Source organism: Chryseobacterium sp. MFBS3-17 (assembly GCF_020687745.1).
Classification (GTDB): domain Bacteria; phylum Bacteroidota; class Bacteroidia; order Flavobacteriales; family Weeksellaceae; genus Marnyiella.
In genome coordinates this window covers 59735-86628 of sequence record NZ_JAJEWK010000007.1, presented here as the reverse complement: position 1 = coordinate 86628, position 26894 = coordinate 59735, and the positions used below count along the sequence as shown (strand labels likewise).

Sequence of the window (26894 nt, the reverse complement as noted above, 5' to 3'; positions counted from 1 at the left end):
TTTTACTTGGTTTTGAATTTTAGTGATAGTCCGGATCCGGATCTTTTGATTTCGGTAAGGCCATGCCGCAGCAGCATTTTCAGTTCTACAGCATCCAGACTGCCTATGGCTACAGAAATCACTTCTGTTCTGCAATCTACCCGGACTTTGGCTCCGGGCAGAATTCTTTTAATCTTCGTCTCAATGGGCATTGTTGTGGATTTTTGAGGTTAATTTTCTGTAACTTGATCTGCGACTTCCTGGCTTAGTGCTTCCAGTTCATTCACAAATACCTTCTGCTGCTCTTCTGAACTTTCGATCTGGTTCACCATCAGTTTGGCTGCAGCGGTAAGATCACAGTTCCGCATGTTGTGAAACGTATCCTTGTCAAAGGCCAGGAATAAGCAATGGATTTTAGCACCTGCCATTTTCTTCAGGAAGGCTCTTGCTTCCGCTTTCAATTCTTCTGTCATAATTTTATTTAATTAGGGTGTATTTCGTACTTCATGTTTTTCGGCTTTGCCGGTGTGGTAATCGGGCGAATGAGTGATGCCGGATAGTACCTTTCCAGTTCCTGCGCCAGCTCATAGATGAACCGGTAGTAAGCAGGGCGAGAATCCGGGATATCTTGCTGCATGTAGCCGCCATATTCTGTCACCATCTTACACTCTACCAGGATTTGCCACTGGCGGCAGTAGTAGCTGTACAGGGATTCACTGTTAATCAGATCCCGGTTGTTGTGGTAGAACTTCTGTGCGATGGCTTCGCACCAGGTTACATAGAACTGGTGTATCAGATTGTCATAACCCCAGTCATTATAGCCCATAGCCTTCATCAGTAAGGCACGCTGGGGGTTGTTTGGAGGTTCGGGTATTGTTTTCATTGTTGTGTGTATATTTTTGTTATTCTGCGATATCGGAGCCGTGAATGATCATGGCTTTCTCCTGATCTATCATGTATTGTCCGCCTTTGGTTCTGCCGCCTACGGTAGCCAGAAGGCCCTGAACCCTGATGATTCTGTCTGCAAGCCGTTTGATCATCTTAGCGGTTGCCGTGTAAGGTTCACCGCGATCCTCGTGTGCCAGGAAGATGAACAGTTTGTCCGGATTATTGCGCACCAAGCGCTGCAGACCGCCGTTTTTTAATTCTTCCAGGTAAACCGTCACATTATCAAAGAACACGATCTTAGGGGCGTAACGCTTTGCCATTGCGGCTTCCAGATCTGCCATAGGCACGTATGCGTGTGCTTTGAACTTGCGATTCGTCAAATCAAAATTTGCCCTGGTGATTACATCCTGAAAGGTCTTTCCCAGACCCTCTTCTGCAGAGATGTACAGCACTGCCTCCTTCTGTGACAGGTAGTGCGCCAGCAGCATGGCAAACCATGTTTTCCCTTGTTTCTCTTCGCCGTAGATGAGCCAAAGCTTGCCCGATCTTTCCGGCTCTCCGAAGATCTGCAGCCAGATATCATCCAGCTCCAGGATCTTCAGTTTGCGCTCCAGAATACCTTTTACAGTATATGCCCTCATACCTATGCAGAGATTTTAATTAAAGTCTCCAGGTGGCGCAGGGTGGCTTCTTTCTTCAGGCACTGGTTTACCAGTTTGGACACCGGATCATTGCCGGTGTGGTTTGCCGTGGCAACCTGAGTGAGCAGTTCCCGGTAGAACGCCTTCTTGTCATCTGTGCCATTTGGCACCAGCTGAATAAATTCATCTGAGAATCGGCTGAAGATCTCGGCGAAACCAACTTTTTTATTGTTAATGCCCTTCTGGATCTTGTTACGCAGTCCATCTGCACCCATCATCATCCATCCGCAGAGACCATCACTGGCGTTCCAGATTTCTTTCAGTTCCAGGAAAGCGGTGTATTCCAGATCTCCAACTTCATCCAGGATGAACACCGGAGACTCCAGCTGATTGATGTAGTACTTTAGATTTTCCTTCACGTCCACATACTTGCCTTTATTGTCAATGCCCAGCGTTTTAGCGAAATAACGGATGAACAGTTGCTTACTTTTCGCCTGACTGCAGTCTATGTAGAAGGCATTCTTCAGGGACTTCACAATGTGGCGGGCACTGAAGGTTTTACCGATTCCGCAGGCATCTACCAACACCACAGATCTGGCGTACTTCTGGCAGAACTGAATACTGCTTTCTATCTCAGTGTACACCTTGGTGCGCACGGCTTTCCAGTTGCTTTTCTGGGTTCCGATTCCCAGTTCACGGCCTATCTGCAGCCACTGGGATTCAGAGATGATCCGTTCTGTCTCACCCTTCTGCAGGCGGCTGAATACAGATCCGTTGATTCCGTATATTTTTGCAAACTGGGCATCTGTGCCGCCGAAATTCGGCCTGCGCTGCAGCAGGGCTGCACGTACTTCTGTTTTGTAAGATTCTGATAATTGCATAGTTGGTTGGTTTTGGTTGGTTATTTGAAAAATGATTGCTGCCAGCTCACATTTGGCGCCACCGGTGCGAAGTCTTCATCTTCATCCGGCTGCTCTATGATCTCTGCCTCATCCGTGTCCGGCGTGAAGCGGTTCAGGCTCATGCCAGGGATGTAGAAGCCATTCTTAGGCGCTGGTTTCGGTTGGGAAATAATGTTAATATTGGCTAATTGCTTTTCCTGACGACGGATGAACGACGTCACGGTATTCTCGTAGGTGCTCTGAAGCTCGCGCGCTTCTTCCTGCTCCGGTGTGCGCTCTATGATGGCCCGGTTGTACACTGGCATCTCCATCAGCTCACAGACGAACCGCCCTTCATAGTAGGCCAGTGCCTTCAGTACGCCGCCCCGGTTATCATCCAGCCAGAAGATTTCCACTTCCTTGCCTTCAATCTGCTTCATGACGTGGATCAGGGTCTCACCGGTAGCAATTTCACCATTGATGGCCAGCGCTCTGGCTTTTCCCTGCAGGTTCACATATCCGGCATTACAGGAAGACGGCTGTCTGTAGCCCAGGTGCGGTAGAATGGATTTCCAGTTGGTAGGTCTCAGTTCCGGATGTTGGTTTTCCAGGAAATACTCCCAGCGGGTCTTAGATGGATCCTTGCTGTGTGGCGAATTGTTCCAGTCGAAAAGATCCTGAATGCAGCCTGCTACGATATCTTCGTATGGCAGCTGCGGAACCTTCTGCGCGCCCATCTGGTTACTTTCTGACTTGGCATGCGGTCTGGCCAGCCAGCCTTCACGCTGCTTTTCTACTTCATATCTCAGCGTCCGGAAGTATCTTTCAATCCGCTTTCCGCGGGCGTTATTCGCTTCAATTCTCACATTCTGGAACATATGGCCCTCCTGAAGGAATGTGTCTGAAAAACTGCTGTTCAGTGCAGATTCAGCTTCCAGTCCGTCCGGTAGACTAATGCCCCATTCTGTATAATTGCGAACCATCTGGCGGTAGAACTCCAGAATGATTCCTTCCTTGGTTTTGCCATATACGAAAGTTGTGAATACCTCGCTTGCCAGGTCAATACCATTATAGAACCAGATCCGGTTTCCGTCCAGATCCTTGAATGGCGGGTTCCGGTCATCTATAGAGATCAGAGAGCCTGCAAATTTAGGACGCTCCAGCTGGTGGTATGGTTTGAACTTGGTCATATACTTCTGGCGGTCTCCGGATCTTGCTTTGTAAGTAGCTGCCATGTTTTCCCACTTGGTGAGCCAGTTGCGCACGGTAGATTCAGACAGCTTCGGAAACTCCTTCGGTTCGTACACCTCACCGGAATCCTCATTATACACCTGGATGTATCCTGCCAAAAACGCTTCGTATGATCTGTGAATCTCCAGAACTGTAGGCTTATGCGCCTGCGTCTTGAACAGACCGGTAAGAATAGCCTCTGTGCGGTCATCTACAATCAGTGCATTCTTCTTGCGTTTGCCCTCTATGTCCTTAATGATGGCCATGAAGTTGAAAGGCCAGTCGGTGCCTTCGTAGTTCAGGGACTGCTCGAACGGATCCAGCGCATCATTTTTGAATCTCACATGATGGCCGGGCAGATTGTGCTGCACTCCGAATTTCTTCTGAAGAATCTCATTGAACGAATTGCATTCATCTGACAGGAACTTATTAAGACCGGTCAGTTTCAGCCCGGCGCGAATCCTTTCTTCCACATGCTTCTTCCGAAGCTGCAGTACAGCCATCAGTACGCTGGCATTAGTCACATATCGCTGGATCTCGTCTGCATTAAGGTGCATGCCGTCCGGGCGCAGGAAATTGGTATAGAAATCCACAGCCACAGCTTCGGTCTTGTACCAATACAGCAGAACGTGCTCTACATGACGCGGATCGCCCAGTGCATCCTGAATGTTTTTCGGCAGCGTATCAAAGTCAATCAGCAATCTGCGGCCACGACAGCCGCGCTGCAGCGATTTTATCCCATAAGGATTTTCACGATTTCGCGAAATCTCCTTAGATAAAAAAGCCTGACTACTATAGAAGTCCGGAACCAGCTCCGACACCTCCACGGCCACTTTTTCTGAATTATTCCAAAGATGCGGCATGTCTACACCGGTTTGTAAGTCGTTTTTACAACAAATCCAAAAACACGGAAATAGGTAGCAGTCTCATGTCTGAGAGTCTGCGCATCTACTACAGATCTTGTAGTGTAGTTGAAGATGAACTGAACTGCTTTCTTGAACTTTTTCATAATTACTGATTTTTGAAGTTATTAATTGTTGCTTCCAGCTGGTCGCAAATGCTTTTGTATTCTTTTTTTAGCTTGTCCGGAACCACACCCAGCCGGCGGCCGGCAATTGACTGCCTTATATAATATTCAGACAGACCATACTTGACTACAAGTGCTTCAATTGCTTTTTTGTTATAGCTATTGTAGGCTGTAGATTTTTTTGTTCCTTTGTCCATTGTATTGTTAGTTTCAAATTCTGAAACAAATATATAAACAAATTGCGGATAAAACCATATAAATGTACGCATAATGAGTACAAAAATAGATAAATCATTGATTCTTAATGCTATAAAATTGCACTATGGCATAGAGAAAGACGCCGATTTTGCACGGTTTCTGGATATAAAACCCCAGACACTGTCTTCATGGCACGCCCGGAACACCTTTGACATTGACTTATTGTACGCAAAGTGCGTAGATGTGTCGCCGGACTTTCTGTTAAGCGGAAAAGGTCCCAGAACCAGAGATAACCCGAACCGGATCACCAGCGAGGGGCACACGGCCGCAGACATAGGTGAGCGGTTTCGGATCATCCGGGAAGAAAACCACTATAATCGGACGCAGTTTGCAGAGATCCTGCAGATCAACAACAGTCAGTACAGTAAGATTGAGCTTGGCAAGCTGCTGCCTACATTGCTGCAATGTATTGATGTAAGTCAGAAGTTCGCAGCTTCATTGGACTGGTTGATATTTGGGAAGGCGCAGCCAATCCTGAAAGTAGAGCCGGAACCACAGCAGACCGGTGTGGATTTGCAGCAGTTCAATAAGATCCTTTTGGAGAATAATCAGCTCCTGCGGAATATCATGGAACTAAAAGACCGGCTCAATGAAGTAGATGCGAGAAAAAGCATCAGATCTTATAACGAGCAATCGGCTGATATTAGAACTGTTGCTGAAGAATCCGGTAATCCCAAACTGAAGTAGCACACAACTCTTTTATCGGGTGGAAACACTGGGTTAAGTATAACACACTGATAATCACTGTCATTATATTGATAGTACTGGCTAATACTGTGTAATTAACAAGCGTTTCACCTTATTTTTCTGCTGTTTTAATAGCGTTTTTGTAAATTATGTCTGATTGTAGGGGGGGGTAAATGTGGTCAATTAGTAATCCATTTGGTAATCCATTCGGGAATCCAATAAGAAAAACGGTACTTTTTGCGTACTTTTGAGGGATCAGAATCAGGATCAGAGAAAGGTAGAAATCAGGACAGAGAAAGAGCCTAAAAACAACGTTTAAAGGCTCTGAATAGTAGTATTACAGGGATTTCCTGTAGAATGATTTAAATACGGTTGTAAACCGTTTTAAAATGAATTTAAATACGATAGCAAAATGGTAGCATACAGTGGCTTTTTTACATTTCGCTTCATGCATGCAAAACGCCTAAAAACGTCCGAAAAGCCTTTAAACATTGGCTTTTTTTGGCTTTTTTTGATTAGTGTTATTATTACAATTAGTTTTAACCCCTATAAAAGCTAAAGTAAAAAACAACGTTTAATAAATTTAATGCGACGTAAATTTATATCTATTTGTTGATCAATTAAATTGTAATCCAAGCACCTTATTGATCTTATTTCACTAATTTTACTATGTTCATTATTAAGAATAAAAACTTAAATGGATTACAATTTTATAGTATCCTAGAAAATTCAGTAACAAAAATACTACTTCTGGTTTTTGACAAAACAAAATCTAACTCCAAAAAAATCAGATGAGAAGTTTTTATGAATTCTCTTTGTAAAGAAAAAGTGAAAGCGAATAAATTAGATAGCTTAATATGAGTCAAAATACAGAAGATATACAACAACTCGATGAGGCCAGTGTAGAAAGAGAGAAACAGCGCACTGAGAGTGAAGCCAGAGACATCATTCATGATGTGGACAGGCTTTATACTTTCCCTGAGGATAAGAAAACAAGATGGATTTGGGAGCTTCTTCAAAATGCCAAAGATGTTGCCAATCCCGATGGAATCACCATTTCGATCAACCTCACTCAAGACAAGCTTGAGTTCGCTCATAATGGTAAACCATTTGAGACAAAGCACTTACTCGCAATTCTTTATAAAACATCAACCAAATCATTGAATGGTGAAGGTGGCACAACCGGAAAGTACGGAACTGGATTTGTCACTACCCACATCCTAAATAAAAAACTGACCATAGATGGAGTGCATACCAATGCAACGGGTAAAAGACGGTTCTCACTTCAAATTGACCGCTCAGCGGCCACTTTAGATGAAAGCATTGCATTGGATGCCATGCAGAAATCTCTTGGCATTACGTTTTCAGAAATTCAAGCTATTGGTAAGAAATCAGAGGAAGACATTCACGACCACTCCAATAGGTTCATCTACACCCTCACTTCAGATTCATACAAGTACGCTGAAAAAGGATTGATTGAATTAAAAAGAAATGCTGCTTTTACACTTCTAATCAATCGCTCCATTAAGGAGATTGAAGTTACGACCCCTGAGTGGTCAGGATCATTCAGTTTGCATACAAAAGCCTCAGAGTTTCCGGATATTCAATTTGCATCCACTGATTCAGAAAATGGTCTTTTATTCCAGCAATCAGAAAAGCTGATTTTTGCCATTCCAGCCAAAAAGAACGGTACTACCTACTCACTTTTACCATTGGAGAGTCAGGCCGTACTTTACAAGGAATTTCCATTGATTGGCACTGAAAAATTCAATCTACCTGTACTCCTACAGCACAGTGATTTCCACCCAACAGAACTAAGGGATGGCATCAGAACCAAAATCACCAATAAAGATGAACCTGATCCTAGTGCTATAAAAAACAGAAATGCGCTTAGTGATTTCATAAGCCATTACCTCAAATTCATAGAGCTGCTATTACCAAAAGTTCAAAATGCCCATCTGGTAGCTAAAAGCGGTTTACCTGAGCATGTGGATAGATACTTGAATGTTGATTGGTATGAGGAAAACATCCAATCTCCTATCAGACAATCCTTGCTCTCCAAACCTATTGTGAAGACAGTATCTGGCGCACATGTCAAAATTGAGGAGGCAAAATTCATTCTATCAGATTTGGAATCCTTAGACTCGCTTTTTGATTTGGCAAGCTCCATTATTCCTGAGCATCTTCCTGAGAAAGAAAGCATTTGGCATTGGTCAGAAATCATCGATCAGGAATTAGATCAATGGCCGACAGGTATTCAATTTGACATCAGTGACCTGGTAGCTCTGGTTGAAACAAGCATTGATCTCAGTGTAGATGAATCCTTTGAGTGGCTAAAAAGCCTTTATGAATTTCTTGCTGAGAACAAACTTTTACACCTTGGAGATGCTACCCCCATCTACCCGACCGAGGCAAATCACTTTAAAGCAAAGCATAGTGAGGTGTATTTGCATCCTCAGATTGATGACGAGTTTAAGTATGTCTCCAAAGGTTTAGGAAGAGATTTAGATGAAGAATTTCTCAACCGAAAAGTAGGTGATGTAGAAGGAATCAAACCTTTCGATCTCAATGAATTTTACAACGACCTCAACAAGAATTTAATAAGTGACCTAAAGGTCGAAGATGCCACTGAGGAGCAAATTAAAGCCGTCTTTCATGTTTGTTGCCTATTTAGAAGTGATAGGGCTTTCAAGCGAGAAAATTGGTTCAATACCATCAATCAACTCTTACCAGAGTTTGCACCGGAGAAAAAAATCATATCAACAGACTATGAAAACTATTATCGTTCTGCTGATCTCTGGTCGGTTAAATATGTGAGTTATCTGATAGAAAAATCAGAGAAGCCCTCACTATTCGCAGAAGCTTACTTTGAAGGTCATTCCGAATCTTTCTTTGATTGGTATAACCAATTTTATGTATTCTCAATGCAAGAGGATTCCAAGGAAATCATTATAAAGAGGAACATTATCCCTGTCCAAAGCGATGAGTTCAAGCCTTACAATGATTTCATCTATGCAGAAGCCGACTCTCAATACTTTGACGATACCATCAAAGACATTTTCAAGGAATATACCACGCATGGCGACCCACGAAAAAACATTGTGGCTACTCAAATAAGTAATAGTGAGATAAGGACGAGAAGCATTGAAATCATAACCAACGAAATAGACAAGCTCTTTTATCCTGACGACATTGATACCAAAGTAAAACCGGGTAAAGAATACAACAGTCTATTTCTTTCATTAAGCGCATGGGTTGATCAATTCCCCTCTCTTCCAGAAACCTGTCTAACCAAATTTGAAGAGAAAAGGCCGCACCTGAATATGCTTGCCTTGGGTGAAAAATTTAGCCAAAAGATCAACGGCATTATCAAGTCAGGAAAATCCATTGACGACATTGAAGACCTGGCTAAGATCAACCTCACAACCGAAGAAATGAAACAATTTGAATCAGCCGCAGCTGAGTTGGGTACTGAAGCTCTTTTAGCAAAAGCCAAAGAAATGCTTGAATCTAAACAGCAAATTGATAGATGGAAAGCAATTGGCAAAGCAGCCGAAACAGCATTTGAAACGGCAATTGCTGGTTTAGATGCTGATTTCAAAATAGAAAACCCTGATCGTGGAAAGGATTTTGAGTTGATTTTAGATGCAAAAAGCTATTCCATAGAAATCAAAAGTGTAGCTACAGGAAAAGAAAATGTTCGTATGTCTGCTCTGCAAGGAAGGACAGCTTCAAAAAATCCAGATAAGTACGCTTTATGCGTCATGACAAGACCTGAAGATAATCAAGAAATTGATAAGGAATACTTCATAAAGGAATCCCGATTTGTAATCGATATAGGACACAAAATTTCCGATAAAATTCATCATTGGGATGAAGGCCTTCAAAAACTAATAATTGATGATAATGTGATGGTTTATCTCGACGATAAAAAAGAATCAATTTATATCCGAAAGGAAATATGGAGAAATGCAGTCTCATTCGATGAGTTCGTAAAATTTTTAAAAAATGGTACCATCCCACTAACTGTGTAAGTTTGAAATGCTTTTTTTTGCTTACGTACATAACTTTGTATTAATATATTCAAAATGTGTTCTCACTTCAATGTGTTAGTTAGGTTTCGAAAATTAGACTTCATAAGCATTCTAGTTTCATCAAAACTAATTTCCCAGATGTTAGATAAATAAACTAATACATCATCTACATCGCCTGGCATTACTGTCCTTCCTCCTACAGAAATAAAAGGCCCATCTGTTTCTGGTAAAACAAGATGTTTTGGTATTTTGGAGATAATTTTTTTTCCAGACACAGACTTTATCATTGCAGAATTAATAGAGAAAAAATAACCTGCTTCTGAAATCTCACGTATTAGACCTAAACTACCTGAGTACCAATGAAAAATTGCACTTTGAATTTTATATTTCATTAATAATTCTAAAACTTCTTTTTCTGCTTTCCTAGAATGTAAACTAAGAATTTTCTTTTTATCCGAAACTAATTTTAAAATTCTATTAAAAGATGCATACTGAAGATTTTTTGTTACAATGCCTTCCCTCGAAAAATCCAGCCCAATCTCTCCTATATATGACGTTTTAGACAGGTTCAATTCAAACTTTGAAAATTCATTATTATGCTGTGTAGCATATAAAGGATGCATGCCCAGAGCTATTCTTAAATACTTTTTCGATTGAAAAAAAGGGAAACCCATTTCAAAATGGCTAGGTAAATTCGTCATTGAAAAAACGGTAATACCATTGTTTTCGCATATATCTAAGATAGCTTTTGGATTCTTATACAAATCGATGTGACAATGTGTATCTAACATTTATAAACCCGCTTTTGTTTTTATATATGAATTACCATTCTTACTAATCCATTTAGATAATTCATCTCTTGTTCGACATACAACATCAACATATTTATTCAACTTATTGATGTTTTTTACTCCATTAACTATTAGTTCTGTTTTAATATCATCTTTGGTAATATCCTTTTTGAGAAAATCTAAACACGTACCAACATCTTGCGATTTTTTTGTATTAAAAGGAATTAAAGAATTAATAGTATTCCCATAAGTAGTAGGGTCTTTTTGGTTAATTAATGATGCTTGTCTATAGATGCATGGCATACAAAAACCACAATGGCTTGCATTTAAATCTTTCCAATGAGCTCTATGCCCTCTTTTTCCACATGAATTTGAAAATCCAATTATTTGTTTTAAAAATTCTAAATCATTACAGTTATCAACCATTTCGCCTTTAGTCATAAATTCATAAGGATTAGATATGTTACTTACAATATTTAGTTTAGTTAAAACCAAATTTGTTTTATCTAACACAAAAGAATGGGTTGTTCTTGTACTACAAGAAGTTCGTCTTGAGGAACTTAATGGATAGTTTAGAGAAACAGAACCATTTTCAGGTACAATAATTTTATTAATTTTCTTCCCTTCCGAAATTAAGAGTGCGATGCCTATAAATAGAATTGAGCGACTTCTAAAGGTTGTTTCTCGTCTTGTGGTTGTTTGAGATAATGTTACTTTTACAGAAGGAACGTTATCAAAAAGACCTGTATATTTTGCTTTTAATTTATCTAATAAAACATTTTGGTCAGTTAGAGGACCTTTCATTTGGGGGTCATAATGTGAAGCTAAAAGAATCTTATTTTTTGGATGAGTGCTTAAAAAATCAACTGCCCCAATCAATGAATCTAATCCCCCGGAAAATAGATTAACTTGTTTAAATTTTTCTTTAAAATCAATCGGTAATTCAAAATCAGGATTTATAAAATCGGATTTATAAAAATCAATTTGCCAATAATCTCCTGTAAGAAATGAAAAAAGTTCTTCTAAGTCACATCTGACATTATTCCAAATTTTCACTTCTGAAACAGGAAGTGAGATATGCAATTCCCTAGACCATCCATCAACTGAATGCTGTTTCCGATTTACAAATCTATCAATCCCATATACAGAACACGTTACAAAAAAGAAATCTCTAACTTCTGGATTTACAGAAATAGCAAATGGCAATAAAGTTTTATAATCAACACTCACAGTTGAAGAATCTCCTTTTTCCTCTGTAATTCTTATGTTTAGAATTCCACTCTTTAAATCATATTTTGGAATCTCAATTTTAATCTTTTTCATTGCAGATGATTTTAATTATGGAATCGAATATTTTCTCAATTTCTTTTTTACCTTCGGTTTTATTCCAATCTATTTTTGTTACAGGTCTTTTTGTATTTAAGACTTTTACACGACCTAAAATGTCATCTTTTATAATCTTAAAAGTTTCTTTGCTGACTTCTTCACCTTTTTGCTGTTGTATTTTCTCTTCAAAACGTTGTGATAAATGCTCGAAAATATAAAGCCCCCAAAATTTACACAATTTATCTGCTAGTCCTTGACCATCGACTAATTCTTTTATTAATTCTTGATACTTTTTTACATCGTTATCTGATTGAGCTGCAATTTCTTTCATAATTTCACATGAAGCTTTATTAGCCGCTGTTTCATCCATTCCTTGGTTAGAATCTGAACAATATATTAGCAAATAATCAATAACATCATTAAATGATTTTCCTTTAAGTGAACCAAAACCAATATCAACTAAAGTCGTATCTAGCCCGTTGTTTGCAACGCTTGTAAAAAAACCAGTAAGTTTTCTTGCGGATTTTAATCCCGCCTTTCCAATAGAAGAAGATTTTCCCGAAATGATGGCTTTACGACCGCCACCTGTTTTAACTAGATTTTTAAATGCCGAACCAATGTGTCCATTTCTTCTATCTAATATTTTTTTGTATTGTTTGGAGTTATCACTTACAATAGGTTTTTTATTATCAGCCTTGTCATCTTCTTTATTATCGTTTTCGTTTTCCTGTGCTTCTTCATTGTCAAGCTTTTGCTCCTGTTCAAATGTTTTAGCTATTTGAGTAATAGAATTTGATAAGTCCCCCCAATTGGGTTGATTTGTTACTCCCGGATTAATTCTTTGTGTAGTTCCCATTACTTATCATCATTTATTGCATTAAAAATTTGGCTATCCTTTTTAAATACTTTATATAGTTTTTTAACCTCAACATTCTTAGATTCAACTAATTTAAAATTTTGAGCTAAACTGAATGGAATTTTCTTATTATCCACTTTATTAATAACTCTTGTATATGCGTCAATCACATCTGGACATTTTTGTGACATTAGTTCAATAAAAGCCTCATGTATTTCAGTTTTTTCAGGAGCTTTGGTAAGCTCTTTTTCAAGTAGCGAAATCAATGTTTCGTAATCTCCTTCACTTAATTTATCCTTAATTTCATTAGCTACAGTTCTTGTTAAAGCCGTTCCAGCAACAGGTTCAATTAGCTTTTTAACTAATGACCTAATATGTGGAGATACCAAGGAACTACCACTAATTGATGTTGTTAATTGATCTCTAGTAATCCAATAATAATCTCTTAAATCTATATCTGTTAATTTTGGCTCTGCATTTAACCATTTTATTGTTTTATCTGTAACCCAGTCGGCAGAATATTTTTCTTTTATAATTTCAATACTACTCTTACTTGCAAGTGATTCTAATTCTTTAATTTCTTTAGACTCCCCTTTTTGAGATGATTGCCATTCATAAATTTGTCTGAATAAACTTTGTGATGAATATTCAAGTACCATTAACTTTGCTAAAACATCCATTCTAAAGTCCGATATTTTTGCAACTCTCACAAGTCTATCTCTCAGTGAATAAGTATTTAAAAACCGTTTAATTTGTCTAGGATTGCCTTTCAAGCCTTCCGTTATAATAGGAGCTAAAGAAGCAATGATTGATACACTACTTGTTAACTTACTTTTTTCTTCAGTACTAAGTATTGAGTCAATATCTCCCAACCCAAACACATCATATCTGTTATTTTCTCTTGTTGAATAAAATGCTTCTAATACTTTTTGAAAATCACTTCCAAGTTCTTTTTGACAGAATAATAACGATAAATATGTTTCAACCTCATTATCAGTCAGTTTAGGCAAATAATAGGGGACTTGAATTAATTTCTCTAAATAATCACTTACAATTCTTTCGTTTCTACTCTCTACATCTGAGGAGTTTTCTATACCATCCGTCTTATATCGTAGTTCTATTGCATGCCTTACAATTCTTGGGTCTGCTCCAATAACAAATGCAGTTTTTTCGACGTTTAAAAATAATTTTATTGCTTCTAAATTTTCTATTAATCTATCGGGTGTACAACGGTCTAAATCATCAATAATTACTACAAGTTTCTCAACATTAGATTTCTCAATCATTTTTTTAAAATCATCTCTGAATTCTCGTACCATAGTAATTTCCTCTTCTTCATTCTTTTTGATAATACTGCTCAAAAAATTTTCTGCGTCTTCTCCTTTTAACTTATTAGCTAATTCGGTAGGTTCTATTTGTGAAAACTCATTTAATAAATATGGAATTAACGAAATACCTCCTGTAAGATATGCAGTGGCAGCAGGAACTGCAATTTTTTTAAATCCAAAACCCATTAATCGCATCCATTTAACCGATTTGAAAAGTTTTACAGTTTCATCCTTAATTTTCGGGCCTATTTTTTTATGCTTTGCAAATTTCTCAATGATTGATTCCAACAATGCTGCTTTTGCATCATCATAACCTTCAAAGACCCAACCATTAAAATATAAAACCAAAGTACCGTCTTTAAAACCGTATTTATCATCTCCGATTAACTCTTTTTCTACTATCTTAAGAATACTTGACTTACCACTACCCCAATCACCAAATACCCCAATCGTAACAGGCAATACATCTTTATCATTAATTACATCGACGATTAAGTCTGCATGAACTTTAAATCCAAGTAAATCATTAGAGGTTTCATTATCTGCCCACATAATTTTAAAATATATTAATCAATTATTCTTTTTCTTTATCTACACTCTCTACTTCAAAAATACGTTTGCCTATATGCCAACACGTTAGTGTTCGCTGATTATCAATAGCACATATAGCAATTTCCTTTGATTGAGAAATAATAGACTTAATATCCGAAATAATGGATTGGTTTGCAAGCATTCTGTATAATATGTTTCCTTAGGTTGCGTTTAGTAAAAAATACAAAAAACCTATTATCTTGGACTTGTCGAATTTACTCTTAATTCTGAAAATGATATCTATGTAAATCGCCCAATTAACTCTTTTTTTTCAGTATTCTTTCTCTTTTAAGTCACAAATTACGGACATCTTTGGTATTTAAAAAATGTTTTGAGCAATATTTTATAATTAACTACACTATAGTGTAGGGCTTAAGGTGGAAATCACTCATACTTTTGGCGAAAAATTTTATGGATCTCCGTTACAGCAGAAATAGAATTTACATTGATGAAGCAACACAAAATCAGATCAAGAACTTTTCTGTACTAATTGCTGGCTGTGGAATTGGAAGTGTAATTGCTGAATGCGCTTTGCGATTAGGTTTTGAAAAATTAACCATCGTTGATGGTGATCAGATTGAGCTTTCTAACTTGAACCGTCAAAATTATACTGAAAAGGATTTAAATGTATCAAAAGCAAAAACGTTATTTGAACGCTTAAAAAGCATAAATAATAATGCTCAAATAGAATACATTGACAAATTTATTAACTATGAAAATATTTCTGAAATTATTAATCATGACGTAGCTATTAATGCGTTAGATTTTAAGGATGAAACCCCACTCCTATTTGATGAAATCTGTTCCCAAAAAAACATTCCAGTTCTTCATCCTTACAATTTGGGATGGGTTGGCTTAGTTGCCGTTTTAGATGGAAGTTCTAAACTCAGCAATATTGGTAACTCGAATTCTGTTGATGAAGTTACAATTGTTCAGCAAATTATTGAACAAGAAAAACTCAAGGGCCATCCAATGATTTGGCTTGAAGATATTATTTCTTCCTATCAACACGAAGAAGAAAATTTACCCCCGCCCCAATTAGCTATAGGAACATGGCATGTTGCAGCAATGTGTACAAGACTGCTTTACAAAATCGCAACCGGAGATACCGTAAAAACTTTTCCTGAATATTATCTCCAAGGAATAGTTTGATAAATACTTTGCTTTTTTTGATTTAAATTACCTTGGATTCTGAAATCGAAATGCGATCGGCTTCTTCATGAATTGTTTGAAGAAACAAATTAAATTAACTTGTAATTGGTTGCGTAAGCCAGTGCTTCGGTAATATTTTTAACATTCAATTTATCAAAAAGTTTTCTCCGATGAAATTTGACTGTATCCGGCGCTAAAAATATATTCTCCGCAATTTGATTTATTGTTAAACCTTGCGCATAAAACCTCAAAATTTGCAACTCTCTTTCTGAGAGTTTAACTTTTTCTTCCTCCACCCATTTTTCTGCTGCTAAATTAAGTTTCCAAATAAAAGGTGAGCCTTCTTTATGCAAAATAATATTACCTGCTGAAGTATTGGGAGACAACGAGACCACACATAGTGCTTTCCATATTTTTCCTTCCTCAGTAATGAAGATCGGGGTGAGTTTGTGATTAATGAGAATTTTTTCTTTGTTCTCGTTGATTAAATGGAAATCGTAAGAAAAACAAAACTTCTTTCGGTCTTCAGGTGAAGATTTATCAAAAAAATTAAAGCCGACTTCATTCACTTTTATGAGCATTTCTAAGTCTTCAGGAGCGACATGCTTAAAGTAAAAGTCATATCCCATTTCCAAAACTTCTAAAGGACTATGTCCACATAGGAACAGTGGATTCTTGGAAACATACTCAAACTTTTTTAGTTGGTAATCGATTACATACATGCTTCGGTAGGTTACCCTACACAATGCCTCTACCGCTTCCAAATAATTACCATTTTGAAAACTTTCAGATTCTGAAATAGAATCTACCGTGTTTTTTCTGGAGAAAAAACGTTCAGGACCATCCATATCATTAAATTTTGTCATTTCACCAAACTACACCAAAGAGTAGTTCTGACATAATCATCCAAATTTACACAAAAGTGTAGGAAATGCTGAATCACACTGAAATAATTTTGCACAAATTGTTTAAATGAAAGATCAGATCACTTATTATCAAGTTGGAAAAACACTAGCAACTAAGGTTGCTTCTTTTGTGGTTTTACAAAATTATGAACATCACCAACAAACTATCGACAGGACAAAACTTGAGAAGGAAATTACAGCATTATCTGATAATGATGAACATATCAAATTTTCAAAAACTTTTGTAGCAATTCTCAATCAGAAAATTTGTGGAAGTATAAGAATCTACAAAAAGACAGAAAATATAAAATTACCTATTGAAAAGCTTTTCGAAATTGATCCTGAAAAGATTGTTGAACCAAATTCTACTATTTATCATATTGGAAGATTTGCAGTAAAAAAAGGGGCGGATGAAAGAGGTTTTAGAATCTTTAAAACACTTATGGCTTTGGCTTTAAACGAGGTCAATTTGTCAGAAAAAAGTGCCGTATTCGCGGAATGCGACAGCAAGCTTTTAAGGATTTTGAAAATTGTGCATATCTATCCTGAACCGATAGGAAATCCTATCAATTATTTAGGTTCGGAAACTATTCCTGTATTGTTAAAACCAAGTGGTTTTGGGAAATTTCTAGAAATCAATCAGCATCTGATTGAGCAGAATCTTCCTCTTTTACGAGATGAAAATGTAATCTGCGAATAATAATGACTTTATATCCCATCATTCTATTTGAGAAAACCATTACCAGAGTTTTACGTCATTATTGCGATTTATGCAATATTTCTGAAGAAAAAAGCTATTTGGATGAAAAGATTTTATTGAAACACACTAAGGTTATTATTAATGAGTACATCAATCTTTTTAAGGAAATTGGTTTTTTTGACAAAACTTATGAATATTATCAATATCATTATGAATACGCCTACACTCTAAACAATAGTGAATCATTTGAGGATAGTCCGTATGAGGAAATTCTAAAATTGATTGATCATTTTTATCTCCAAAAAGAAGAATTAGAAAATGAGCACTTGCATTTCATACCTATTCATTTAAAGCAAGTTGAATACAATGAAATCCTACTCTATTTTGGTTTAGTTAAAAAGAATCAAGAAGTTCTAAAAATAAGCATCCTTTTCCACAAAACGCATTTTCCTAAAGTCAATCCTAAACTTGGCAAAGACAAATTCAAAAGAATTGTTCGAATGCTGAAAGACTATGAAGAAATCGAAAACACCTGTTCATTGAGGAGTTTCGCCAAAAATCAAGGCATTAGTTATCAAAATTTGCAAAGCGAAAGTAAGACTGTTTTCGGGACTACATTTTATAAATCATACCAAAAAATGAAAATGATTGCAGTTTTGGAAGACTTCCTCCTTTCCGACCTCAGTTACAAAGAAATTGCTTATAAAAACGGTTTTCGAAATTACAATCATATGTACATCTTATTTCACCGCACCTACGCTATTCCACTCAGTGAAATTCCAAGAATATTGTTACAGAAATAGCATGTAATCAGTTGTGGATTGGTTTTTTGTAATGTTTGCGTTCGTTACTATTGTCAATATGTTTGTTTCATATGAACATATGAAAGTGACTGATTAGCATTTGTTTTCATTTTCTGTTTTTCAATTTTACAGTAGAAAAACAATAATGAAAAATTATAGAAACCTTGTCATCATCTTAATTTCTTACGCTTACATATTTCTTTTCTGCTATGCTGCGGTGAGCAAATTAATAGATTTTGAACTTTTTCAGCTGCAATTGGGGCAATCACCAATCATCAGTACTTACGCAGGATTTATTTCTTATTTCGTAATCACAATTGAACTTTTGATTTGCGGATTGCTTGTTTTTAACAACACTCGATCTACAGGACTTTACTTATCAACAGGTTTAATGGTTGCCTTTACTGTGTACATTTATTTAATTCTTAATTACGCTGATAACATTCCTTGTTCTTGCGGCGGTGTTTTGGAAAAAATGACTTGGAGCCAACATTTTATCTTCAATCTGATTTTTGTGTTGTTGGGAATCATTGCAATTGCATTGAATAACGCAAGAAAGATAGCCATAAAAACAACTGTTTTGAAACTTTCTAGCAGTATCATATTACCGATTTTATTGGTGGTTATGCTTTTTAGCAGCAGCGATTACATGAGTAAAAAAGAAAATCCATTTATCCGGAAATTCATACCTCACGCAATCGAAAAAGAAGGCAGCATTAATTTGGGTGTTAATTCGTATTATTTTGCAGGTGTAAGCAATGACACCCTATATCTTGGAAACCGTACTTCCCCTTTTTTGCTTACCTCTGTGGATTCAGAATTAAAAACAATGAAAGAGTTCCCTATTGCACCACAACCAAATCATTACCTTTTCAAAAGACCACAATTGTTTGTTAATGATGGAGCATATTTTTTATTCGATGGCACAATCCCTGTAATCTTCAAAGGTGATCTTAATAATAAAATTGCCCGACTTATTTTGCAAAAAGAATTTTATTTCGACCTTTTAAATGTAGGAGATAATCACCTTGTCTTCCGAAGCCAAACCAAAAACAAAGGACTTATTCTTGGACAATTTGATTTCAATAATTCAACGCTGCAATTATCTGATTCTATTCTACAAAAACAAACCGATGGATTTTTCGATGTCGATGGAAGTTTACTCCACGATCCTATTTTGAAAAATCACGTTTATGTGTACCGCTACAGAAATCAATTTGTTGTGATGGACAATTCTTTACAAAACATTAAATACCATAGTACAATTGACACAGTAAGTGTTGCAAAAGTGCAAAGTCAAGAGTTATCAAACGGTCAAAATAAAATGAACGCGCCGCCACTAGTGGTGAATTCAAATGGAGCAGTTTACGATGGTGTGCTTTTCAACATCTCCAACATTATCGGAAGGTTTGAAGATCCAAAGCAATGGCAAAACTCTTTTATTATTGATCTATACAGCACCAAAGAACAACTATATTTTGGAAGTTTTTATCTCCCTAAAGCAGATGGCACCTCAAATGCAAAAATCTTTATCAACAAAAATTATCTATATGTATTACAAGAAAATGAAATGCTTAAATACAGTTTTGCGCAGAACGTATTGAAGCATTTCAGTAATGGGGAAAGCCGAAAACCCTAGAGAGTAGGCGAAACTTTAAATTTTATTATCATGAAAAATTTAAGAAGCGGACTGCTTGCCGCCGCAATTATTTTGGTAAGCGCAGGAAGTGCATTTGCAACCAACATTGCAAAACAAGACAGTTCCAGTTCAACTGAGCTTGGTTTCCGATATGATCCTTCAGCTCCGGTTGAAAAATGTATCAGTACATCTGCCGAATGTACAGATATTGTAGGGCCAGCTTGTACATGGGTTGACCCAAGTGATTCTAGCGTACATCAATTGTATGAATTTATTAATCAGACCACATGTGGCAACATGCTATACAAGGTGCAATAAAAATGGGAAGGATGTCAATGACATCCTTCTTTTTTTACTTGTTTAATTCTTTATCAATCCACTCCTTTTTCTTCCCTTTTAGAAAATAATCCCACCAATCTAGAGTCCTTAATGATAAGTCTATCTGCGCATCTTTATTGATAAGACCGTGAGCTTCGTTTGGGTAAAACAATGCAATAACTTTTGCTTTATTTCGTCGTAGTGCGCTATACAATTTTACGGTATTATCCCACGGAACATTTTTATCATCAGTTCCAGTAAATAAAAGCATCGGTTTTTTTATTTTATCTGCGGAATAAAGTGGATTATTTTCGAAATAAATTGCTCTATTTTCAAAAAATGACTGATCATGTCTAAATTGTTTGGTCTCGTACCGACTGTAGTTTAGGCTTCTCCAATGATAGTTGTACAAGAAATAATCTGAAACCGTATCTACAAGACTTCCTCCAGAAATATAGGTTTTAAATCGATTTGATTTTGTTGCAATAAAATTGGTTTCGTAACCGCCAAAAGAAAAACCAGTAAGACCAATATTATCTGTATCAATTTCTTTGATATTTAACAGCACATTTAAACCTGCATGAACACATGCTACTGCAGATAATCCAGGGCCACGATTGTCGTATACAATATCCGGAATAAAAACGAAATATCCCTCTGATATTAAATTATGAATATTAAATCCTATTTGATCTTTCAACGTGGGGACGGTGAAATCATTTGAGTTTTTACTTAGTTTTTCGTAGATGTACACAATCATTGGATATTTTTCACCAGACTGAAAGTGCAACGGATAGTATAAAATACCACGAATTTTTTGCCCGCGGTCGTTTTGGTACGAATACACTTCTTTTTTAAGTGATCTTATTCGATTGGAACCTGCATTTGATACATATACCGTCTTACTTGATTTAGCTCCAGTTTGGCGCATCAGCTTTGGAGCTACATTGTGATTTTCTTCTACCCATTGAAATTGGGTAAAGTTTTTATTGAAGAGCAAATTTCTGTAAGAATTACCTTCTATTTTTACGATTGGTTTAGTTTTATCATTTTTAAATAAATGAAGAATGGTTTGGGAATTATCGGTATCTCTTTGTTCAATTATAATTCCATTCGGATTATGCTTCACGCTTCTTTCTATGATTACATTACCTGAAGCATTAAAATATTTATTATCCTGAAGTATTTTTAATTCGGCATTCTGTTTATATAACAATAGATTTCCAACCTTATGTTGTAGGTCACAAGACCAAATTCCATTTTCCATTTCAAATAAAATTGTCGAACTATCCACAAATTTTGGATTCGTCAGTCCTTCCTTATTTATTTTTGTGACTTCATTATTCAGAAAATTATATAAAGACCATCGTCCATCTTCACATGATAACAATTTTGTAGCGTCCTCATCAACCAGTCCTGTAATAGCCTTGGTAATGAATTTGGATTGATTGCTTTTTAAATCTATAAGATGTAGGTCAACTTCAACATTAGGCTTAATGTAGTCCTCGTTCTCTGAAGTATTATACGCAATTGCTTTATCGTAAGCAACTGGAATTACTCTTTCAAAGTTGTAAGTATTGAGGTTGGTTTGACTGCCTGACTTTAAGTCATATAGCACATGTGCAATGTGATCCTGTTTTGTATGCTTTTCTTGTAAAATGTTATCGTCGGAATACCAAACATCCACAATTTTTTGTTTTTCTTCTTTGTCTTTTTCAAAAAAATTAAATTGCCATTTTCCCATATCCAAATCCGTTGGAACAATCAATTTCGTTTGAAAGTCTTTTGGATTTTGTATGGTGTGAACTTTTTGCGTTTCTACGTCAAGCAAAATTGCTTTTCGTTCCTCTAGCTTTGATTTTGCAACAATTGCGATATGCCTTTTGTCAAGTCCCTCAACCACCAATTCCATTTCATCAGCAGTTTGATAAATTTTACGGAAATTATCATCTTTCCATAATAGTAAATAATTGCTTTCATTCACTCGCTGAATTGCAAAGAGTGAGTTTTGCTTTGAGTTATAAATAACACGATCCACACTCATTTCCACTATTTTCGTTGCCGTATCGCTTTTGTAAACAACAATTTTTTTTTGATTCTCTTGCTTTACTAAAACAGCAAAATAATCTCCATCAGATAATGAATAAGAATTCAAAATAGGCTGAATTTCCAGATGTCTTCCAGAATTTAAATCTAACCATTCGACCTTACCAACGTAATTGACCAAAGCCGTATTCTTTGTAAGGAATTGATAGTCTAACGCTTTTGTCCTTCTATAACTTGTTTTTGAGGTGTTCGATTTAATCACCAATGTATCTGCTTCACCATCATAAAACTTTCTCCAACCTGACCAGTTTCCATTTTCAGACATCTTTGTCGCACCGATGTTCTCTGTAGTAGCAATTATTTTTTTTAGATGTTCTCTATCCTGTGCAAAAGAAAAATTGTTAGCAACAAGAAACACTATGTAGAAGATATGACGTAATTTAGTAGCCTTCATTTTGTGGGTTTAGGTTAGAATTCAACAGCAGTTCGGATTGCGGAAGTGGCCACACCTTATGATGAGTTTGCCAATTGGGTTTTATGTTCTGCAGATTTGGTAGTAATCCCCATCTTTTAAGATCAAAAAAACGATGACCCATCTCGGCAAAAAATTCACGTCTTTTATCTACTTGAAGTTCCTGTAATATTTGGCTTGCAGATAAATTAGTAGACAATAATGGCAACCCTGCTCTCGTTCTAATTACATTGAGGTAGGAGATCGCTTCGGTCAATTTGTTTTGTTTAATTAAACTTTCAGCAAGGATGTAATACAATTCAGCGATGCGAAATACGACCGAATATTCTGTTGTATTTCCGGCAGCATTTTTATATTTCATTGAACGGTAATAATTATTTTGATTAACCGTTATTGTGGATATCCAATGCTGCAAACGTAAATCCTGTGAAGAAAAGTTGTTGAAAAGATCTTGCGTGAGTGCATATCTGTTGGGAATTGAATTATTAAAGTAGTATAAAGTATATTCCTTTGTGGCGTCACCATTATTTTTCGGTTTTAACTGCCACAAAATTCCATGGTTGGTTTTAGTAAAAACTTTTGTTACATCACCCTCAAGAGAATAACTAGGATTTTGCAAAAGCGATTTACTTATTGTTTCCGTTTCCTGCCATTTTCCTGATAACAACATAAGTTTCGCTTTTAACATCATTGCAGTCGATTTATTGACATAGATTCTTTCTGCACTTCTATATTCCTCCGGAAGCAATTCTATTGCCTTTTCGATGTCCATTTCCAATTTTGTGAGAAGAGCACTAACCGTTGACTTTGTTAAAGTTCTATTGTATTCATAATCTATTGATTCTGTATAAGGAATATCACCAAAAATCTGTACTAAATTGAAGTACAATAATGTACGGATAAACAAAGATTCTCCAATAATTCTGTTCTTTTCAGTACTTGATATTGTGGTAGAATTTTCAGTTCCATGAATGATAGAATTGGTCATGTATATTTGTTGATATGTAGAGGTCCAAACTTTATCTACCATTATGTTTGTTGAAAGTTGTTGGTTATGATATAAATCCAAAGCTCCATTTCCATTATCTGCATAAAAGCAAGTGAGATCATCTGTGTAAGAAGAAAGCAAAGCTCCTAAACCGTCATATCCGCCGGAAATAAGTGAACTGTTCCATAGATTACCATACAGCCCTGCTAAAGCTGCATTTGCAGACTGCACATCTTCAAAAACTTGTTCAGTAGCAATTTGGTTCTGTGGAAAATCAGTTTCTATCCAATCGCTACACGATGTGAATAACCATCCACTCACTAAAATTATTTTGAAGATATTTTTGATTTTATTTTTCATAATAAGTTCTATTAAAAAGTTATTGTAGTTCCTAAAGCAAATGTTTTAAGAGGAGGTAAATACCCTATGATCAAAAATTCCGGATCTAATCCAAAATAGTTGGTCCAAGTCAACAGATTTTGACCTTGGGCATAAATGGTGACTTCTTTAGTGATGTTATTCCGCAATGGTAGTTTGTAGCTAAGTTGCACATTCTTGAGCCGTACGAAAGAAGCGTCGCCTATAGCTGCGGTGCTGTTCCGGTAATAATTGTAGAGGGTATTAATCGGTACATTGGTTCCTGCGCTATAGGGCATATAAGTTCCTGTAGGATTATTTAGCGACCATACATCGAGAACCTCAACTGGCTGGTTATGAAATGATCCAGGCGTCAAAATCAGTTTATTGTAATTCCAATTTTTTTGTTTTACAAACTGTAACAAGAAACTTAGACTCAAATTTTTGTAAGTGATACTGTTCGACCACCCACCAAACCATCTCTGTCCAAGTGTTTCAACCGTTTTGTTATCTTCTGGAGAAGTAATTTTTCCGTCTCCATTAACGTCTGTGAACTGGTACAAACCTTTTTCTGAATCAATACCATTGTACTGGTAGACTTTAACAATGTTTGTTGGCTCGCCCACAACATACTGATTGGCATAAGTAGAACCTTCTAAATTTGGAAATGCTACCAATTTATTTCTAGGAATAGTTAAATTGATTGCGGTTTCCCATTTAAGTTGTGACTTTGATGAAAACGGTCTCGCCATTGCTTCAAATTCCCAACCTGTATTGCGAACCGTTGCAGGAAGATTGGCGTTGATTGTAGAAAAACCTGTAGTCGCCGGCAAAGGAATACCTACCAGCTGATTGGATGAAGTATTGTTGAAATATGCTGATGATAAATTGATTCTATTCTTCAAAAAAGCCAACTCCAAAGCAATTTCTTTCTTCGTCGTTTTTTCCCAACTGAAATTGGGGTTGTACAATCTCGAAGGCAAAAGTCCTGTAACTCCGTCATAAATCGTTGAGGAAACCGTATAGGTGTCTAAGAATTGATAATCTCCTATTTTGTCGTTCCCAGATGTTCCGTAACTCGCACGAAGTTTACCAAATGACAGCCACTTTAGGTTTTTGAGCAATTCTTCTTCCGAAAAAATCCAAGCCGCACCAACTGCTCCGAAATTTGCAAAACGGTTGCCGTCACCAAACCTGCTGGAACCATCCCGACGCGCCGTAAAGTTGATAATATATCTGCCTTTCAATGCGTAGTTGAGTCTTCCAAAAACCGCAGCGTAATTGTAATCGGTTTCCACTAAATCCGAAATGATTTTTGTTTTTGCTGCCGCCAAGTTTCTAATAAGTGCATTGGTTTCAAAGCCATATCCTTGGATGGCATTCTGACTCGTTGCCGTTTGTTGTAAGGTAGAGCCTACCAGTAAATTGAATCGATGCTGGTTCAATGACCAGTCGGCTAGCAGCTGTGGCTCCAAGATGTAGGAGAACGTTTGTTGATTATTTTTAAACGATGAAGAATTGGCACTTGTTAGTCCATATGACGGATTGTAAATGGTGTGCGGTGTGATAGACCATTCTTCGAAGGTGGTGTAATTAATACCACCATCCATTTTTAATTGAAGAAAGGGGAAAATTTGGTAGCTTGCAGTTATACCTGTGTTGAAAGTCTTGGCATCATAAGAATAACTGCTTTCAAAAGCTGCTACTGGATTGGTAAAGGTATTGTTTTCCCAATTTAAACTTCCATCCGAATTGTATAATGCTGGTGCATTCGGACTTAGTAGCAGAGCCCTTGAAGTGTAGTCGTCCTTAATGACATTGTTCTTTTGTGTAGAGAAAAGATTGGATACGGTTAGATTCCATTTTTTATCTGGACTTGAGTACATAATGTTGGAAGCTATATTATTAGTTTTATAACCAAAATCACTTGGAAATACAGTCGAATTTTCATTATGTGCATAGCTGATTCTATAAGAAGTGTTTTCACCACCACCAGAAGCCGTTAATTGAATTAAATTATTGGTTGCAGTATTCCCTAACAGTTCTTTTTGCCAATCGGTTTCTCGGGACTGATCCCAAGTCCCGTTCACATCAAAAGCCGTTGCAGGATAGGTTGTAATACCGTCATTTTCATACGCCTGCCTCCGCATATCCAAATACTGTTGGGTATTCATCATTTTCATCTTTCTGGCAACAGTACTGAACGATTGAGCTGCATTGAAACTGATTTCCATCCTATTCTTTCTGCCTTTCTTAGTTGTAATAAGAATAACACCATTTGCGCCACGCGATCCATAAATGGCGGTAGCATCAGCGTCTTTTAAGATCTCGAAACTTTCAATATCATTGGGATTGATACTATTCAAAGGATTCAGTGATGAATAAGGTAAAACTGATGCCCCAAATCTTGCAGGCGTTTCAGCGACAATCGGCACACCGTCTATGATGTAAAGTGGCTCATTTCCTTCACGTCGGAGACTATTTCTTCCTCTGATTTGGATGTCATAACCACCTCCACTAATTCCGGAAGATTGCGTAATGCTAACACCAGCCATCCGACCTTGCACTGCAGAAAGCACATTAGTTACAGGCTGGTTTTGGATGTCTTCAGAAGATACTTTTGCAATACTTCCTGTTTTTTCCCTGTCTTTTACAGAATAGTAACCTGCGTTGATGACAACTTCTTTTATTTCGTTGACTCTTTCTTTAAGATCAACATCAATTACTGATTGATTGCTTACAGATACCTCTTGGTGTTGATAGTCGGGATGTGAAAAAATGAGTAAAGGTTTTTCACCGTTAGTAACAATGGCATATTGACCTGCTGATGAAGAAATTGTTGTATTTGAAGTTCCTTCTTGTAGAACTTCGACTCCTCCGATTGGATTACCGTTTGCGGAAACAATACCGGTTATGGATTTCGATTGTGCAGTGCTTAATACACCCCATAAAACCATGACCAACATCATCCATTGGCTTAGGATTTTTTTCATAGAT

At 36.9% G+C, this 26894-nt stretch carries 23 protein-coding genes; 7 read left to right on the top strand and 16 right to left on the bottom strand.

Annotation, left to right across the window (positions count from 1 at the left end):
* Window positions 1–2: 2 nt before the first annotated feature.
* From LKO26_RS05075 to LKO26_RS05040, 8 genes are read right to left on the bottom strand one after another with little or no spacing between them, the layout of a single operon-like run.
* On the bottom strand, window positions 3–191 hold the full coding sequence (locus tag LKO26_RS05075) for a hypothetical protein (protein ID WP_227586764.1): 189 nt from the start codon (window positions 189–191) through the stop codon (window positions 3–5).
* A gap of 18 nt (window positions 192–209) precedes the next feature.
* Complete coding sequence (locus tag LKO26_RS05070; protein ID WP_227586763.1) at window positions 210–452, bottom strand: hypothetical protein; 243 nt, start codon at window positions 450–452, stop codon at window positions 210–212.
* A gap of 8 nt (window positions 453–460) precedes the next feature.
* Window positions 461–862 (bottom strand): hypothetical protein, encoded by a 402-nt coding sequence (locus LKO26_RS05065; RefSeq protein WP_227586762.1) that lies wholly within the window; start codon window positions 860–862, stop codon window positions 461–463.
* A 19-nt stretch (window positions 863–881) separates the two neighbouring features.
* Window positions 882–1508: a hypothetical protein gene (locus LKO26_RS05060; RefSeq protein WP_227586761.1), complete on the bottom strand. Its 627-nt coding sequence runs from the start codon at window positions 1506–1508 to the stop codon at window positions 882–884.
* Window positions 1509–1510: 2 nt separating this feature from the next.
* Window positions 1511–2389: an ATP-binding protein gene (locus tag LKO26_RS05055; protein WP_227586760.1), complete on the bottom strand. Its 879-nt coding sequence runs from the start codon at window positions 2387–2389 to the stop codon at window positions 1511–1513.
* A gap of 20 nt (window positions 2390–2409) precedes the next feature.
* Window positions 2410–4482, bottom strand: coding sequence for a hypothetical protein (locus LKO26_RS05050; RefSeq protein WP_227586759.1), 2073 nt, complete (start codon window positions 4480–4482; stop codon window positions 2410–2412).
* Window positions 4483–4484: 2 nt separating this feature from the next.
* Window positions 4485–4628, bottom strand: a complete 144-nt coding sequence (locus LKO26_RS05045) for a hypothetical protein (protein WP_227586758.1) — start codon at window positions 4626–4628, stop codon at window positions 4485–4487.
* A 2-nt stretch (window positions 4629–4630) separates the two neighbouring features.
* Window positions 4631–4843: a hypothetical protein gene (locus LKO26_RS05040; protein ID WP_227586757.1), complete on the bottom strand. Its 213-nt coding sequence runs from the start codon at window positions 4841–4843 to the stop codon at window positions 4631–4633.
* A gap of 73 nt (window positions 4844–4916) precedes the next feature.
* On the opposite strand from LKO26_RS05040, the gene LKO26_RS05035 reads away from it, so the two are divergent.
* Both LKO26_RS05035 and LKO26_RS05030 read left to right on the top strand, forming a co-directional pair.
* On the top strand, window positions 4917–5591 hold the full coding sequence (locus LKO26_RS05035) for a helix-turn-helix domain-containing protein (RefSeq protein WP_227586756.1): 675 nt from the start codon (window positions 4917–4919) through the stop codon (window positions 5589–5591).
* Between the two features lie 857 nt (window positions 5592–6448).
* Window positions 6449–9625: a sacsin N-terminal ATP-binding-like domain-containing protein gene (locus tag LKO26_RS05030; RefSeq protein ID WP_227586755.1), complete on the top strand. Its 3177-nt coding sequence runs from the start codon at window positions 6449–6451 to the stop codon at window positions 9623–9625.
* 62 nt (window positions 9626–9687) lie between these two features.
* Here LKO26_RS05030 and qatD read toward each other — a convergent pair whose 3' ends face one another.
* The 4 genes from qatD to LKO26_RS05010 are packed head-to-tail and all read right to left on the bottom strand — an operon-like array spanning window position 9688 to window position 14478.
* Window positions 9688–10416 (bottom strand): Qat anti-phage system TatD family nuclease QatD, encoded by a 729-nt coding sequence (qatD, locus tag LKO26_RS05025; protein ID WP_227586754.1) that lies wholly within the window; start codon window positions 10414–10416, stop codon window positions 9688–9690.
* Window positions 10417–11739, bottom strand: a complete 1323-nt coding sequence (gene qatC, locus LKO26_RS05020; protein ID WP_227586753.1) for a Qat anti-phage system QueC-like protein QatC — start codon at window positions 11737–11739, stop codon at window positions 10417–10419.
* The gene (locus LKO26_RS05015) at window positions 11726–12598 is read right to left on the bottom strand and encodes a hypothetical protein (protein WP_227586752.1); all 873 of its coding nucleotides are present in this window, start codon (window positions 12596–12598) and stop codon (window positions 11726–11728) included. The genes qatC and LKO26_RS05015 overlap by 14 nt, the downstream gene beginning before the upstream one ends.
* On the bottom strand, window positions 12598–14478 hold the full coding sequence (locus LKO26_RS05010) for a P-loop NTPase fold protein (protein WP_227586751.1): 1881 nt from the start codon (window positions 14476–14478) through the stop codon (window positions 12598–12600). The genes LKO26_RS05015 and LKO26_RS05010 overlap by 1 nt, the downstream gene beginning before the upstream one ends.
* A 435-nt stretch (window positions 14479–14913) precedes the next feature.
* Here LKO26_RS05010 and LKO26_RS05005 point away from each other — a divergent pair, with 435 nt between their 5' ends.
* Entirely contained in the window at window positions 14914–15669 is a 756-nt protein-coding gene (locus LKO26_RS05005; protein ID WP_227586750.1) for a HesA/MoeB/ThiF family protein, read from the top strand.
* 89 nt (window positions 15670–15758) lie between these two features.
* Here LKO26_RS05005 and LKO26_RS05000 read toward each other — a convergent pair whose 3' ends face one another.
* On the bottom strand, window positions 15759–16517 hold the full coding sequence (locus tag LKO26_RS05000; protein ID WP_227586749.1) for a response regulator transcription factor: 759 nt from the start codon (window positions 16515–16517) through the stop codon (window positions 15759–15761).
* A gap of 124 nt (window positions 16518–16641) precedes the next feature.
* Here LKO26_RS05000 and LKO26_RS04995 point away from each other — a divergent pair, with 124 nt between their 5' ends.
* The 4 genes from LKO26_RS04995 to LKO26_RS04980 all read left to right on the top strand — a co-directional run bounded on the left by LKO26_RS04995 (window position 16642) and on the right by LKO26_RS04980 (window position 20034).
* A complete protein-coding gene (locus LKO26_RS04995; protein ID WP_227586748.1) occupies window positions 16642–17274 on the top strand; it encodes an N-acyl amino acid synthase FeeM domain-containing protein in 633 nt (210 codons plus the stop codon).
* A gap of 2 nt (window positions 17275–17276) precedes the next feature.
* Window positions 17277–18077: a helix-turn-helix domain-containing protein gene (locus LKO26_RS04990; RefSeq protein ID WP_227586747.1), complete on the top strand. Its 801-nt coding sequence runs from the start codon at window positions 17277–17279 to the stop codon at window positions 18075–18077.
* Window positions 18078–18222: 145 nt separating this feature from the next.
* Window positions 18223–19716, top strand: coding sequence for a MauE/DoxX family redox-associated membrane protein (locus LKO26_RS04985; protein WP_227586746.1), 1494 nt, complete (start codon window positions 18223–18225; stop codon window positions 19714–19716).
* Window positions 19717–19746: 30 nt separating this feature from the next.
* Window positions 19747–20034, top strand: coding sequence for a DUF6520 family protein (locus LKO26_RS04980; protein ID WP_227586745.1), 288 nt, complete (start codon window positions 19747–19749; stop codon window positions 20032–20034).
* A gap of 34 nt (window positions 20035–20068) precedes the next feature.
* Here LKO26_RS04980 and LKO26_RS04975 read toward each other — a convergent pair whose 3' ends face one another.
* The 3 genes from LKO26_RS04975 to LKO26_RS04965 are packed head-to-tail and all read right to left on the bottom strand — an operon-like array spanning window position 20069 to window position 26890.
* Window positions 20069–22534, bottom strand: coding sequence for an alpha/beta hydrolase family protein (locus tag LKO26_RS04975; RefSeq protein ID WP_227586744.1), 2466 nt, complete (start codon window positions 22532–22534; stop codon window positions 20069–20071).
* Window positions 22521–23900: a RagB/SusD family nutrient uptake outer membrane protein gene (locus LKO26_RS04970; protein ID WP_227586743.1), complete on the bottom strand. Its 1380-nt coding sequence runs from the start codon at window positions 23898–23900 to the stop codon at window positions 22521–22523. The genes LKO26_RS04975 and LKO26_RS04970 overlap by 14 nt, the downstream gene beginning before the upstream one ends.
* An 11-nt stretch (window positions 23901–23911) precedes the next feature.
* Window positions 23912–26890, bottom strand: coding sequence for a SusC/RagA family TonB-linked outer membrane protein (locus tag LKO26_RS04965; RefSeq protein ID WP_227586742.1), 2979 nt, complete (start codon window positions 26888–26890; stop codon window positions 23912–23914).
* Window positions 26891–26894 lie beyond the last annotated feature (4 nt).